The sequence below is a fragment of the Enterobacter sp. UPMP2060 genome (assembly GCF_053709655.1).
This window is the reverse complement of the sequence record NZ_JBSKJQ010000015.1, coordinates 42,092-55,933: the sequence shown is the minus strand read 5'-3', so window position 1 is coordinate 55,933 and position 13,842 is coordinate 42,092. Positions and strand designations below refer to the sequence as shown.

The following is a 13,842-nucleotide window of genomic DNA, read 5'->3' as shown; positions in this document are numbered from 1 at the left end:
CAAGATGATTCCATTTAACGCACCACCCGTTGTCGGAACTGAACTCGACTATATGCAGTCTGCCATGGGCAGCGGCAAACTCTGTGGTGACGGCGGTTTTACCCGTCGCTGTCAGCAGTGGATGGAACAGCGTTTTCGCAGCGCCAAAGTGCTGCTGACCCCGTCCTGTACGGCATCGCTGGAAATGGCGGCACTGTTGCTGGATATCCAGCCCGGTGATGAAGTGATTATGCCGAGCTATACCTTCGTTTCCACCGCGAACGCCTTTGTCCTACGCGGAGCGAAAATCGTCTTTGTGGATATCCGTCCGGATACCATGAACATTGATGAGACGCTGATTGAAGCGGCGATCACCGACAAAACGCGCGCGATCGTGCCGGTTCACTACGCGGGCGTGGCCTGTGAAATGGACACCATCATGGCCATCGCCAAAAAACATAATCTGTTCGTGGTGGAAGATGCCGCGCAGGGCGTGATGTCCACCTACAAGGGACGCGCGCTGGGCACGATCGGCCACATTGGCTGCTTTAGCTTCCACGAAACCAAAAACTACACGGCGGGTGGAGAAGGTGGCGCGACGCTGATTAACGACCGGGCTCTCGTGGAGCGTGCGGAAGTGATCCGCGAAAAAGGCACCAACCGCAGCCAGTTCTTCCGGGGACAGGTAGATAAATACACCTGGCGCGATATCGGCTCCAGCTATCTGATGGCGGATCTGCAGGCGGCGTATCTGTGGGCGCAGCTGGAAGCGGCGGAACGTATCAACCTTCAGCGTCTTTCCCTGTGGCAAACGTATTACGATGCGCTTGAGCCTCTGGCCAAAGCCGGGCGTATTGAGCTGCCGACCATCCCGGCGGATTGCGTCCACAACGCGCATATGTTCTACATCAAGCTGCGCGATAACGACGACCGCAGCGAGCTCATCGCCTGGCTGAAAGAGGCCGAAATTATGGCGGTGTTCCACTACATCCCGCTGCACTCCAGCCCGGCCGGCGAAGCGTTTGGCACGTTCGCGGGTGAAGATCGTTACACCACCAAAGAAAGTGAGCGTTTGCTTCGCCTGCCACTGTTCTACAACCTCGCGCCTGTTAACCAGCGTACGGTAATTAATACCCTTCTGAGTTATTTCGGCTGATATGTCTCTGGCAAAAGCATCGGTGTGGACCGCCGCGTCCACGCTTGTAAAAATTGGCGCCGGGCTGCTGGTCGTCAAGCTGTTGGCCGTCTCATTTGGCCCCTCTGGTGTCGGGCTGGCAGGTAATTTCCGCCAGCTCGTTACCGTCCTTGGCGTGCTGGCCGGTGCCGGTATCTTCAACGGCGTCACCAAATACGTTGCGCAGTATCATGATGATGCGGCTCAGCTGCGCAGAGTGGTGGGTACCTCTTCGGCGATGGTCACGGGTTTTTCGACCCTGATGGCGATTGTCTTTCTGCTGGCGGCGGCGCCCATCAGCCAGGGATTGTTCGGTCATACCCATTATCAGGGGCTGGTGCGTCTGGTCGCGTTGGTTCAGATGGGTATTGCCTGGGCTAACCTGCTGCTGGCGCTGATGAAAGGTTTTCGTGATGCCGCCGGGAACGCGCTTGCCTTAATCCTGGGCAGCGTCATCGGCGTGATTGCCTATTACTTTTGCTATCGCCTGGGCGGCTATGAGGGCGCACTGCTGGGGCTGGCCCTGGTCCCGGCACTGGTTGTTGTGCCTGCGGCATTTATGCTGATGCGTCGGGGCGTCATCCCTCTGAGCTTCCTGAAACCGCAATGGGACACGATGCTTGCCAGCCAGCTGGGTAAATTTACCCTGATGGCGCTCATCACCTCCGTTACGCTGCCGGTAGCCTACGTGATGATGCGAAATTTGCTGGCGGCGCATTATAGCTGGGATGAAGTGGGGATCTGGCAGGGCGTAAGCAGTATTTCCGACGCCTATCTCCAGTTTATTACGGCTTCCTTTAGCGTTTACCTGCTGCCAACCTTATCGCGTCTGACGTCCAGACAGGATATTACCCGTGAGATTTTCCGATCGCTGCGCTTTGTGCTGCCAGCCGTCGCGGCGGCCAGCTTTACCGTCTGGTTACTGCGCGATGTCGCCATCTGGCTGCTGTTCTCGGCGAAGTTCACCGCCATGCGCGATCTCTTTGCCTGGCAGCTGGTGGGTGATGTGCTGAAAGTGGGTGCTTACGTTTTTGGCTATCTGGTGATTGCAAAAGCGTCCCTGCGGATGTATATCCTGGCGGAAATTAGCCAGTTTGCGTTACTGACAGCATTTTCACACTGGCTGATACCCGCGCACGGTGCGCTGGGGGCGGCTCAGGCCTACATGGCAACCTATATCGTTTATTTCGCCGCCTGTTGCGGCGTATTTTTATTGTGGCGTAAACGCGCATGACTGCACTGATTCACATCCTGGGATCGGATATCCCACACCATAACCAGACCGTTTTGCGGTTCTTCAACGACGAGCTCGCATCGGGTAATCCTGATGCGCGTGAGTTTATGGTTGCAGGTCAGGATAAGGGCCTGAGCGAGGCGTTTCCGGCGCTGACGATTCGCTTCTGGCCGGATAAGGCCGCGCTGGCGAAGGCGGTCGTTGCCAGAGCCAAGGCGGATCGTAAGCAACGTTTCTTTTTCCACGGGCAGTTCAATACCGGCCTGTGGCTGGCGCTGCTCAGCGGGGGGATTAAACCCTCCCAGTGCAGCTGGCATATCTGGGGAGCCGATCTCTACGAAGTCTCCCGCGGCTGGAAATTCCGTCTTTTCTATCCGCTGCGCCGCATGGCGCAGGGGCGCGTGGGCTGTGTGTTTGCCACCCGTGGCGATCTCAACTATTTTGCTAAACAGCACCCGAACGTGCGCGGAGAACTGCTCTATTTCCCAACCCGCATGGATCCGGCGCTGAACGCCATGGCGAATGACGCGGTGCGTGAAGGCAAGCTAACGATCCTGGTGGGGAATTCCGGCGATCGCAGTAACGAACACGTCGCAGCGCTCAGGGCGGTGCATCAGCAGTTCGGCGACACGGTGAACGTGGTGGTGCCGATGGGCTATCCCGCCAACAACGACGCCTATATTGCTGAGGTTCGCCAGCAGGGACTTGCGCTGTTTAGCGCAGAAAATTTGCACATCCTCAGCGATAGGCTGGAATTTGATGAGTATCTTGCGCTGCTGAGAAAATGCGATCTTGGCTATTTCATCTTCGCCCGACAGCAGGGAATCGGCACGCTGTGTCTGCTGATTCAGGCGGGTGTACCGTGCGTGCTCAACCGCGACAACCCGTTCTGGCAGGACATGGCCGAGCAGCATATTCCGGTGCTGTTTACCTCAGACACGCTGAATGTCGAGGTGGTACGGGAAGCCCAACGCCAGCTCACGCTGGTGGATAAAAATAGCATCGATTTTTTCAGCCCGAATTACCTCACGCCGTGGCATCGCGCGCTGCGTATCGCTTCAGGAGACAAAGCATGAGTCAGTTGCAATTCAGCGGCTTACTGGTTGTCTGGCTTCTGAGCGCCCTGTTTATCGCCACGCTTACCTGGTTTGAATTCCGCCGGGTGCGGTTCAACTTTAACGTATTCTTCTCGTTACTGTTTCTGCTGACCTTCTTTTTCGGCTTCCCGCTGACCAGCATTCTGGTCTTCCGTTTTGACGTGAGCGTCGCACCGCCGGAAATCCTGCTCCAGGCGCTTCTGGCGGCGACCTGCTTCTATGCCGTCTACTACGTCACCTATAAAACGCGTCTGCGTTCAGCGCAGGCTGCAGTCCCGCGTCGGCCGCTTTTTACCATGAATCGGGTGGAAACCCACCTGACGTGGGTGATGCTGATGACCATCGCCCTGGTCAGCGTCGGTATCTTCTTCATGCATAACGGCTTTCTGCTGTTTAAGCTCCACTCCTACAGCCAGATTTTTTCGGCCGAAGTCTCGGGCGTGGCGCTTAAGCGTTTCTTCTATTTCTTCATCCCGGCGATGCTGGTGGTCTTTTTCCTGCGTCAGGACAGCAAAGCGTGGCTGTTCTTTCTGGTCAGCACCGTCGCGTTTGGCATTCTGACCTACATGATTGTTGGCGGCACGCGCGCGAACATCATCATCGCCTTCGCCATCTTCCTGTTTATCGGCATCATCCGCGGCTGGATCTCGCTGTGGATGCTGGTTGCAGCAGGCGTGTTTGGCATTGTCGGGATGTTCTGGCTGGCGCTGAAGCGCTACGGGATGAACGTGGCGGGCGATGAGGCGTTTTACACGTTCCTCTACCTGACGCGCGATACGTTCTCGCCGTGGGAAAACCTGGCATTGCTGCTGCAAAACTACGACAAGATTGATTTCCAGGGGCTGGCGCCGATTGTTCGAGACTTCTACGTCTTTATCCCTTCCTGGCTATGGCCGGACCGGCCCGGCGTGGTGCTTAACACGGCGAATTACTTTACCTGGGAAGTGCTGAACAACCATTCCGGTCTGGCAATCTCGCCAACGCTGATTGGTTCCCTGGTGGTGATGGGGGGGGCGTGGTTCATTCTGCCCGGGGCGGTTGCCGTGGGGCTGATTATCAAGTGGTTCGACTGGCTTTACCTGCGCGGCAACGAAGAGACCAACCGCTATAAAGCCGCCATTTTGCACAGTTTCTGCTTTGGTGCCATTTTCAATATGATCGTTCTGGCGCGCGAAGGGCTGGACTCGTTCGTTTCGCGCGTGGTGTTCTTCATGGTCGTTTTCGGCCTCTGCCTGTTGCTGGCCAAACTGTTGTACTGGCTGTTTGACAGCGCAGGTCTTGTGCACAAGCGCGAGCGGCAGGGCAGCACAACGCTGTCGCAAGTCTGAGTAAGGATAGTAATGACTGATAAAATTTCTGCACCGCGCTACGCGCTACGTGGCCTGCAGCTTATTGGCTGGCGCGACATGCAGCACGCGCTGGACTTTCTGTTCGCCGACGGCCAGATGAAATCCGGTACGCTGGTGGCCATCAACGCGGAAAAAATGCTGGCGGTTGAGGATAATGCGGAAGTCAAAAGCCTGATTGAAGCGGCTGAATTTAAATACGCGGACGGGATCAGCGTGGTCCGCTCTATCCGTAAAAAGTATCCTGACGCTAATGTATCCCGCGTGGCGGGGGCCGATCTCTGGGAGCAGCTTATGGCCCGGGCAGGTGCGCAGGGTACGCCCGTGTTCCTGATTGGCGGAAAGCCGGAGATACTGGCCCAGACGGAGGAGAAACTGCGTCGTCAATGGAATGTTAATATTGTCGGCAGCCAGGATGGTTACTTCAAACCGGAAGATCGACAGGCTCTGTTTGAGCGCGTTCGTGACAGCGGGGCGAAAATTGTCACCGTGGCGATGGGCTCCCCGCGCCAGGAGATCCTGATGCGCGACTGCCGTCTGGTCTGTCCGGATGCCCTCTACATGGGCGTCGGCGGCACGTACGACGTCTTTACCGGCCACGTTAAGCGTGCGCCAAAGGTCTGGCAAAATCTGGGGCTGGAGTGGCTGTACCGCCTGCTATCGCAACCGACGCGCATTAAACGACAGATCCGTCTGCTTCGCTACCTCGCCTGGCATTACACCGGGAAAATGTAATCAAAATGTAGCGCGATATGCTATTCGCGCTGCAACTCGCCTGCAAAACTGCTGATAATCTGTGCAATGCATTCATTTTTTTAATGCATCGTTTGCCATTTGGCAGATTTTAGGAAACCATTCGCTCCGTATTTTAGTACCCCTAAAAAACAATACCCGGTATTAAGCCGGGAAACAGCAAACACAATCGAGGATCTATGGCAGAGAAACAACCGGAGCTACAGCGTGGGCTGGAAGCTCGTCATATTGAACTGATAGCGCTGGGCGGCACTATCGGCGTAGGCCTGTTTATGGGCTCCGCAAGCACGCTCAAATGGGCAGGCCCTTCCGTATTACTGGCGTATATTATCGCCGGGCTGTTTGTTTTCTTCATTATGCGTTCCATGGGCGAAATGCTCTTCCTGGAGCCGGTAACCGGCTCTTTCGCCGTTTACGCGCATCGCTATATGAGCCCCTTCTTCGGCTACCTGACGGCCTGGTCATACTGGTTTATGTGGATGGCGGTGGGCATCTCAGAGATCACCGCGATAGGGGTCTACGTCCAGTTCTGGTTCCCGGACATGGTCCAGTGGATACCCGCGCTCATTGCCGTGGGGCTGGTGGCGCTGGCAAACCTGGCCGCCGTGCGCCTTTACGGTGAAATTGAGTTCTGGTTCGCAATGATCAAAGTCACCACGATTATCGTGATGATTGTCGTCGGCCTGGGCGTGATTTTCTTCGGCTTTGGCAACGGTGGACACGCTATCGGCTTTGGCAACCTGACCGAAAACGGCGGCTTCTTCGCCGGCGGCTGGAAGGGCTTCCTGACGGCGCTGTGTATCGTTGTGGCCTCGTATCAGGGCGTGGAGCTGATCGGTATTACCGCCGGTGAAGCGAAAAACCCGCAGGTCACGCTGCGTAGCGCGGTGGGCAAAGTGCTGTGGCGTATCCTGATTTTCTATGTGGGCGCGATCTTCGTCATCGTGACCATCTTCCCGTGGAACGAAATTGGCACGACGGGTAGCCCGTTTGTATTAACCTTCGCCAAAATTGGTATCACGGCGGCGGCGGGTATCATCAACTTTGTGGTCCTGACGGCAGCGCTGTCAGGCTGTAACAGCGGGATGTACAGCTGCGGGCGTATGCTCTATGCGCTTTCGAAGAATAACCAGCTGCCTGCGGCGATGAGTAAAGTTTCACGTGCCGGCGTACCGGTGGCGGGTGTGGCGGTCTCCATTGTAATCCTGCTGATTGGCTCTTGCCTGAATTACATCATTCCTAACCCGCAGCGCGTGTTCGTTTACGTCTACAGCGCCAGCGTACTGCCGGGCATGGTGCCGTGGTTTGTTATCCTCATCAGCCAGCTGCGTTTCCGTCATGCGCATAAAAAAGCGATTGAAAGCCATCCGTTCCGCTCAATTCTGTTCCCCTATGCGAACTATTTGACGATGGCGTTCCTGATTTGCGTATTAATCGGCATGTACTTTAATGAAGATACCCGCATGTCGCTGTTTGTCGGGATGATCTTCCTGGCGGCTGTAACGGCTGCATATAAGCTTTTTGGCCTGGGTCGCCGCGGCACCACGCAGAAAGTGGAGGAATAAGCGGCAAAATGTGCAAACCATAACCAAACGCGCATTTTTTTCAAAAAAGCACTAGACAGCGGGGACGGAGGTACGTAATATCCAGCCCCGCAACGGCGCTAAGCGCCCGTAGCTCAGCTGGATAGAGCGCTGCCCTCCGGAGGCAGAGGTCTCAGGTTCGAATCCTGTCGGGCGCGCCATTTTAGTCCCGGCGCTAGAGCTGCGGTGGTCTGAGAAGTAGTCAGTACCGCGTGAAAGAATACAGTGGTGGCTATAGCTCAGTTGGTAGAGCCCTGGATTGTGATTCCAGTTGTCGTGGGTTCGAATCCCATTAGCCACCCCATTATTTGAAAGAGTTGTGAATTGCGAAGGTGGCGGAATTGGTAGACGCGCTAGCTTCAGGTGTTAGTGTCCTTTGGATGTGGGGGTTCGAGTCCCCCCCCTCGCACCACGACTTTTTAAATGAATTGAACTAAAAATTCAAAAAGCAGTACATCGGCGAGTAGCGCAGCTTGGTAGCGCAACTGGTTTGGGACCAGTGGGTCGGAGGTTCGAATCCTCTCTCGCCGACCAATTTTGAACCCCGCTTCGGCGGGGTTTTTTGTTTTCTGCGAGCTCTCATTCCTGTAGTCATGCCCCGACAGCGCCCTTTTTCTTTGTCGCAATTCAGCGACATGCAACTCATTGAAAATTAAATAAATAACTATTTATGGGTTTTGCTGTCTCCTCCTGGCGACATATTCCCGCCTTTTCCCGATACGTTGTAGAGCCTAAGACGGTGCCAGGCAGCATAATTTCCTTTTATCTTAAAATGTTGCGTCATGTAAAAGTTCTGGGTGTCATGTTGGCACGTTACGTGCAATAATATGCGTGTAGATGCTCATTCCATCTCTTATGTTCGCCTTAGTGCCTCATAAACTCAGGAATGACGCAGAGCCATTTACGGTGCTTATCGTCCACTGACAGATGTCGCTTCGGCCTCATCAGACACCATGGACACAACGTTGAGTGAAGCACCAAATATGTTGTCTTACAGACCTGTTTTAACGCCTGCTTTTATAGCAGGCGTTTTTTTATGCCTTATTCCCGATACAGGCGCATGATCAGGGCAACCATCAGCAGGGCCGATACAGAGACAGCATAGAGCGCCTGTACGGAGCCAAACCCTGAAGCTACCGCCGCTGCAATGCCGGTGAAAAGAGAGGCGCTGAGCGTTTGCCAGCGCCAGGCTTTACCGCTGGCCGAAGCGGTTTGCGTGAGAGGAAAACTACTGAGTACCCCAAACGTGCCCGCTGCGAAGAGAACATTCGAGGCCAGATGCGCGATAAAGATCATCCCCAGCGCGCATATCGTCCACCCGGACAAAAAAGGCAGCATGCCATAAGCGGCCAGAAAGATGCTGAGGCAAACGATTATTCGCGGCGTGTGGGCCGCAAAGCGCGTCAGGCTCTCTTTTTTTAGCAGCAGGGGGCCACAAAGCTGCCCCAGACTCCTCGCGAAAAGCAGAGGCAAAGCAAGGCCCGCCGCATCCTGAGGACTAAGCTGCTGGGCCAGTGCCGGAAGCAGCGCCATCGCCGGTGAGCCGACGGCGGCCAGCGCCGGCAGGATGAGCAGGCTGCGTTTTTGCCGAACGGTCAACGCCTGCCAGCGTAATGTTGCAGAAACTCCCCTTTCCATAGCGGTGGGATGTGGTGCCGGAGAAAACCGGCGCCCAGCCAGCCATAGCAGTACCACTGACCCGAGAAAGCTGGCGGCATCAATGGCCAGCAGGGTAAACACGGACGTCTTCTGAAACAGCACCACGCCCAGGCCGGTCCCTAACAACACCTGAGAAGCAAAAATCACATTTTCCAGACAGGTTGCAGCGGGCAGCTCCGCTTCGCTAAGTCCGCGCTTAAAGAGCAAAGTCAGCGCGGGCCAGCTCATCCCGCTGAGCAGGGCTTCGGTGGATTGCACGGCGAGCAATGCGGCAACGCTGTGGTAACCCACACCAAGCAGGGGAAAGAGCAGGGCGAGCAGGCCCAGCCCCTCGGTCAGTATCAGCAGGGATATCGGCGAAAAGCGCGAGCACAGCTTTTCGCCGAAGATACTGCCGATGAACCCTGGTACCGTAGCGAAAAGAAAAGCGAGAGTAAGCAGAGCGGGCGGGGCTGACCACGCCAGCAGCAAACCGAAGACCACGACCTGGGTTAAGCCATTCCCCAGTGAAGAAAAGATAAAAGCACAGGCAAGCAGGCGCAGCCAGCGGTGGCAGCGCAGCGCCTGGATAAGCGCATACAAAAGCGAGTTCATTGAGATTTCCTTTCAAAAACGATTTAGTCCACGCTGCAAAATGTGCGCGTGTGTGAAAAAAGGTTAATGAAAAGACATCGTTACATTGGCGGATTCGTTTGCGGATGTGGGTGCAAAGAATGTAGCAGGAGAAAGGCGATAAAAAAAGGAGACCCTCTGGCCTCCTTTTTATTTACTGCTGCGTACCGTTATTTTGCAGCGTTAGCAGCAATCCGTCACGCCGCATGGCGGCTGCCTCTTCCGGCTTGTGCTGCTTGTCCAGCGTATCGGCAAGCCACGCGTAGTCAAACGCGTCCGGACGCTGCTTCAGCGCCGCGCGGAAGGCGAGGCTCGCCTCCTGCCATTCTCCGTGCTTCATCAGCGACTGACCGAGCGTGCTCCACAGCAGCGGGCGGTCACCGACGGTTTTAATCTGCTGACGCAGCACTTTTTCGATTTGCTCAGGATTATTGGTTTTCAGACGCGGGATCACCATCACCAGACGATCGTCATACTGGCGCTTCAGGCCATCGAGGAGGATCTCCTGAGCCGTGTCATGATCGTCACATTCAATAAGATGTTCCGCCATGGCGACCTGCAGAGGAACCTGCTGGCGCGTCTTACGGCTCTGATTCTTCCACCACGTTTTCAGACCGTCGCTGCCCAGGTCGGCGCGCGCCTGATCCATCAGGCCAATCCATGCCAGACGCTGAAGCTCATCACGATGTTCATCGTCGCCCACCTCGGCCTTCGCCATCGACGGAATGATGTCCAGCAGCGAGCCCCAGGCGCCGGTACGAATATACGCCTGCTCGGCAAGACGCAGCACTTCCGGATGACGTGGCGCAACTTCCAGCAGGCGATCGATACCGTGACGCGCCGCGTGATTTTCATTGCGCGCCAGCTGCAGGCGAACGCGCGTGATTTCTACCGGAATCGGGTCGCCTTGAGCCAGCTCAGCCGCCCGCTCCAGATGCTGATTGGCGCGGGCTTCGTCACCGCGCTGCTGCGCCGCTTCGGCAGCGAGCAGATAATTCACCACCGGCTGTTCGGCATGGTCGGCGTTTTTCGACATCAGCTTTTCAACTTGCTGATAGTCACCCTCGGCAAGCTTAAGCAGCGCCTGTTCGGTCTGCTTGCGGGCGCGGCGGCGTTTACGACCAACGAACCAGCCGCGCGTGTGGGCACCGGTGCGGAAAATACGGCGCAGGATCCACTCGATCGCAAACAGCACCACCACGCCGAGGATCAGAATGATCGTCAGGCCGGTTACGCTGGTTTCAATGTTGTAGTTATCCGTCTGGATCAGGACGTAACCCTGATGACCCGCAAGCATAGGTCCCAGCACGATCCCGGCGATCAGCAGGATGAAGAGTAAGAGAACTTTTAGCATCATTACTCTCCTTGTGGTGCGCTTTCAGGCGCCGGAGCAGGTGCCGCTCCGTCCGTCGGCTCTGCCGGTACGCCCGGCTGCGCCAGCAGGTTACGTACGCGCGTCTGCATCAGTTTCTCCAGAATCGGCTGGCTGGCCAGCTTATCCGGCACGTTCATGGTGATGTTCTGCTGGCTCAGCTTATCAATGTCTTCGAGGAAGGCGGTGGTCGTCGCATCATCGGTGTTGTAGTAGGCGCGTACCCACGTTGAGACGTTATCCAGCGCCTGTTTGTACGTCTCTTCCTGATGACGCGGCACGGCCTGAGCCGCCACCAGCAGGCGGGAACGAATGTTTTCGCGCAGATAGATATCCTGGTTCGGCGCCAGCAGCGGCACGGCAGTTTCGTCGCGACGGCGGATAGTGATGAAGCTGTCCATAAAGTTCTGCCAGCTTTTCTGCAGGTTTATGCGCCATTCGCTCAGGGAGCTGGAAAGCTCGGTACCGTCGGAATCCATCGGGGAATCGTCGTCGTTGTTATCCGCCAGCTGCAGGTTATCAATCTGATTCGACAGCTGGTTCACCTTAAGGATAATGCCGTCGTAATCCACCTGCGAGACGGCGGAGAGGCTGGCGATGTCCTCGGTGATCGCGCGACGGGCCGTGATGAGGCTCGGGTCGTTCATGTCTGCCAGGCTCGCGTCGGCGCTTTTCAGCAGCGCGGCGGCAGTGGTGACGTCCTGATCGCTCCAGAGCTTACGTCCGGCGAGCTTCACCAGGAAGTCAGCCTGCGAGAGCAGCCAGGTTTTGGCATCGGTACCGGAAATCGTGGCGACTTTCTGCTGCACGTCGCCCAGCTGTTTAGCCAGCTCTTCCTGTTTGCTGTTCGCCTCGGCAAGCGCGGCGGCCTGCTGCTTAATCACCGTTTCCAGCTCGGTTTTCTGCGTCTCCTGCGCTTTTTGCAGGGCAGTGAGCTGATTCACCAGCGCATCGCTGGTGGACGTCTGATTCGCACCCTGTTGCTTCACCAGGCCGTACAGGCCAACCCCTGCTGCCAGCGCAATGGCAATGGCAATCGCGCTCAGCGCGAGGCTCGTTTTGTTGCTGCCGTTTTTCTTCTCAGCGGTTTTCTCAGTCGTCTCTGGCTGTGGCGTCGTCTCCACAGTCTCCCTGGTCTCTTCAACCACGGCGGAGGATTTGTCGTGTTCCGTCATTATGGCTTCCCATTTGAGAGTTATTGTAATGCGCGCAGCAGCGCATCGTTGTCGGCGTTATCAGCGATCCGAATATCCTGCCAGCCCAGTTCCCGGGCCTGGTTCGCCAGACGCTCACTGACGACCAGAAGCCGACAGCGGAGTAACCAGTTTTCGCGATACCAGAGCGGTATCAGCGACCAAAGCTGTTGTAACATTTCACCGCTGGTGACCACCAGCGTATTAATGCCGCGCGCGTGCCAGCGCATCGCCTCTTCCGCGCCATCGTAGTGTTTTGCACAGCGCTGATAGCACTCAATGAACGTTACGTCTGCACCGCGTTCACGCAGCGTTTCGCCCAGCAGTTCGCGGCCACCGTTGCCGCGCAAAATGAGCGCACGTTTTCCGGCAATAGTTTGTAATTCAGGTAATTGTAGCAAGACTTCGCTGATTTCCCGATCTAACGGGTAACGAACGTCCGCGCTGCTTACGGTATGCAGCGCCAGTGCCGTTGTGCGGCCAATCGCGAAATAGCGGGGGGCGGCTGTCCAGACTAAACCCTGCTGTTGCAGCTGCGCGTGGGCAAATTCCACGGCATGTTGCGACAGCGCAAACAGCAGGTCGCCTTCCTGAAGGGTATTCATCTGGTCGGCGAGCGCGGAGAGCTCCCGACCGGGGGAGAATTCAATGAGCGGAAAACTCCAGGCCACCTGCCCCAGTGTGCGCAGACGGCTCACTAACTGCTCTCCTGCGGGAGAAGGGCGGGTGACAAGAATACTCATGCAGGGGGCTCTCCATTATAAACGTCAGCCAGAATCTCGCGGGCGCCGTTATCCAGCAGCTCTTCCGCCAGCGACACGCCAAGCTGCTCGGCATCTTGCGCTTTACCGCGACGTTCGCCGCGTACCATCTGGGAACCGTCCGGAGCGCCCACCAGCGCGCGCAGCCACAGTTCACCTTCTGTTAATTCAGCATAGCTGCCAATCGGTACCTGACATCCTCCTTCGAGGCGGGTATTCATCGCACGCTCGGCTTTTACGCGGATAGCGGTCTCGTCATGGTTCAGCGGTGCGAGCAGTTCGCGGGTACGCGCATCGTCCAGACGGCACTCGATGCCGACGGCGCCCTGGCCCACGGCCGGAAGCGACAGCTCTGGCGGCAACGCCACGCGAATGCGCGACTCCAGCCCCAGACGCTTGAGGCCGGCAACGGCGAGGATAATGGCATCGTAATCGCCGTTATCCAGCTTGCCCAGACGCGTTCCGACGTTACCGCGCAGCGAGCGAATGATCAGGTCAGGACGGCGCTCTGCCAGCTGACACTGACGGCGTAAACTGGACGTGCCAACCACGCTACCCTCCGGCAGCACGTCGAGCGAGTCAAAGTGGTTAGAGACAAACGCATCGCGCGGATCTTCGCGCTCGCAGATGGTCACCAGCCCCAGCCCTTCCGGGAACTCGACGGGCACGTCTTTCATTGAATGGACGGCGATATCGGCGCGGTTCTCAAGCAATGCCAGTTCCAGTTCTTTGACAAACAGGCCTTTGCCGCCCACTTTCGCCAGGGGCGTATCGAGGATCACGTCACCGCGCGTGACCATCGGCACCAGCTCGACGCGCAATCCACTGTGGCAGGCTTCAAGGCGCTGCTTCACATAATGTGCCTGCCAGAGCGCGAGGGGGCTTTGGCGTGTGGCAATTCTCAAAACATTGTCTAACATGCTTGTTACCGTCATTATCAATCGCTAACCATCCTAACATTGTTGACTCTGGGATGGCAGTTTTACGGTTGATGAAGCGTGAGAGGGACAAGGCGGCGTATTCGTCAGCCATAGCCGTATTCAGGAATTTACACGTACAGAACGGTGCTACACTTGTAT

General features: G+C 56.6%; 11 protein-coding genes and 4 tRNA genes. 10 read left to right on the top strand and 5 right to left on the bottom strand.

Annotation, left to right across the window (positions count from 1 at the left end):
* Window positions 1-4: 4 nt before the first annotated feature.
* From rffA to ACWKXN_RS20705, 10 genes are all read left to right on the top strand, one after another.
* Window positions 5-1,135, top strand: coding sequence for a dTDP-4-amino-4,6-dideoxygalactose transaminase (gene rffA / locus ACWKXN_RS20750; RefSeq protein ID WP_023309640.1), 1,131 nt, complete (start codon window positions 5-7; stop codon window positions 1,133-1,135).
* 1 nt (window position 1,136) lies between these two features.
* Window positions 1,137-2,387 (top strand): lipid III flippase WzxE, encoded by a 1,251-nt coding sequence (gene wzxE, locus ACWKXN_RS20745; protein ID WP_033146910.1) that lies wholly within the window; start codon window positions 1,137-1,139, stop codon window positions 2,385-2,387.
* A complete protein-coding gene (locus ACWKXN_RS20740; protein WP_033146909.1) occupies window positions 2,384-3,463 on the top strand; it encodes a TDP-N-acetylfucosamine:lipid II N-acetylfucosaminyltransferase in 1,080 nt (359 codons plus the stop codon). Before wzxE ends, ACWKXN_RS20740 begins: the two co-directional genes overlap by 4 nt.
* The gene (gene wzyE / locus ACWKXN_RS20735; protein ID WP_033146908.1) at window positions 3,460-4,812 is read left to right on the top strand and encodes an ECA oligosaccharide polymerase; all 1,353 of its coding nucleotides are present in this window, start codon (window positions 3,460-3,462) and stop codon (window positions 4,810-4,812) included. Before ACWKXN_RS20740 ends, wzyE begins: the two co-directional genes overlap by 4 nt.
* Before the next feature lie 12 nt (window positions 4,813-4,824).
* Window positions 4,825-5,565, top strand: a complete 741-nt coding sequence (gene wecG / locus ACWKXN_RS20730; RefSeq protein WP_029739560.1) for a lipopolysaccharide N-acetylmannosaminouronosyltransferase — start codon at window positions 4,825-4,827, stop codon at window positions 5,563-5,565.
* 197 nt (window positions 5,566-5,762) lie between these two features.
* Window positions 5,763-7,148 carry a bifunctional threonine/serine APC transporter ThrP gene (gene thrP, locus ACWKXN_RS20725; RefSeq protein WP_023309635.1) on the top strand — a complete coding sequence of 462 codons (1,386 nt, stop codon included), beginning with the start codon at window positions 5,763-5,765 and terminating at the stop codon, window positions 7,146-7,148.
* Window positions 7,149-7,250: 102 nt separating this feature from the next.
* Window positions 7,251-7,327: transfer RNA gene (locus ACWKXN_RS20720), tRNA-Arg, on the top strand.
* 67 nt (window positions 7,328-7,394) lie between these two features.
* A tRNA-His gene (locus ACWKXN_RS20715) sits at window positions 7,395-7,470 on the top strand.
* Between the two features lie 22 nt (window positions 7,471-7,492).
* Window positions 7,493-7,578: transfer RNA gene (locus tag ACWKXN_RS20710), tRNA-Leu, on the top strand.
* A 45-nt stretch (window positions 7,579-7,623) separates the two neighbouring features.
* Window positions 7,624-7,700, top strand: a tRNA-Pro gene (locus ACWKXN_RS20705).
* Between the two features lie 507 nt (window positions 7,701-8,207).
* Here ACWKXN_RS20705 and ACWKXN_RS20700 read toward each other — a convergent pair.
* From ACWKXN_RS20700 to hemC, 5 genes are all read right to left on the bottom strand, one after another.
* The gene (locus ACWKXN_RS20700) at window positions 8,208-9,419 is read right to left on the bottom strand and encodes an MFS transporter (RefSeq protein ID WP_454544279.1); all 1,212 of its coding nucleotides are present in this window, start codon (window positions 9,417-9,419) and stop codon (window positions 8,208-8,210) included.
* Window positions 9,420-9,591: 172 nt separating this feature from the next.
* The gene (hemY, locus tag ACWKXN_RS20695; protein WP_241174635.1) at window positions 9,592-10,791 is read right to left on the bottom strand and encodes a protoheme IX biogenesis protein HemY; all 1,200 of its coding nucleotides are present in this window, start codon (window positions 10,789-10,791) and stop codon (window positions 9,592-9,594) included.
* A 2-nt stretch (window positions 10,792-10,793) separates the two neighbouring features.
* Window positions 10,794-11,984: a uroporphyrinogen-III C-methyltransferase gene (hemX, locus tag ACWKXN_RS20690; RefSeq protein ID WP_454544278.1), complete on the bottom strand. Its 1,191-nt coding sequence runs from the start codon at window positions 11,982-11,984 to the stop codon at window positions 10,794-10,796.
* 20 nt (window positions 11,985-12,004) lie between these two features.
* Window positions 12,005-12,745, bottom strand: a complete 741-nt coding sequence (hemD, locus tag ACWKXN_RS20685) for a uroporphyrinogen-III synthase (protein ID WP_454544277.1) — start codon at window positions 12,743-12,745, stop codon at window positions 12,005-12,007.
* A complete protein-coding gene (gene hemC, locus ACWKXN_RS20680) occupies window positions 12,742-13,683 on the bottom strand; it encodes a hydroxymethylbilane synthase (protein WP_320718409.1) in 942 nt (313 codons plus the stop codon). The genes hemD and hemC overlap by 4 nt, the downstream gene beginning before the upstream one ends.
* Window positions 13,684-13,842: the final 159 nt, after the last annotated feature.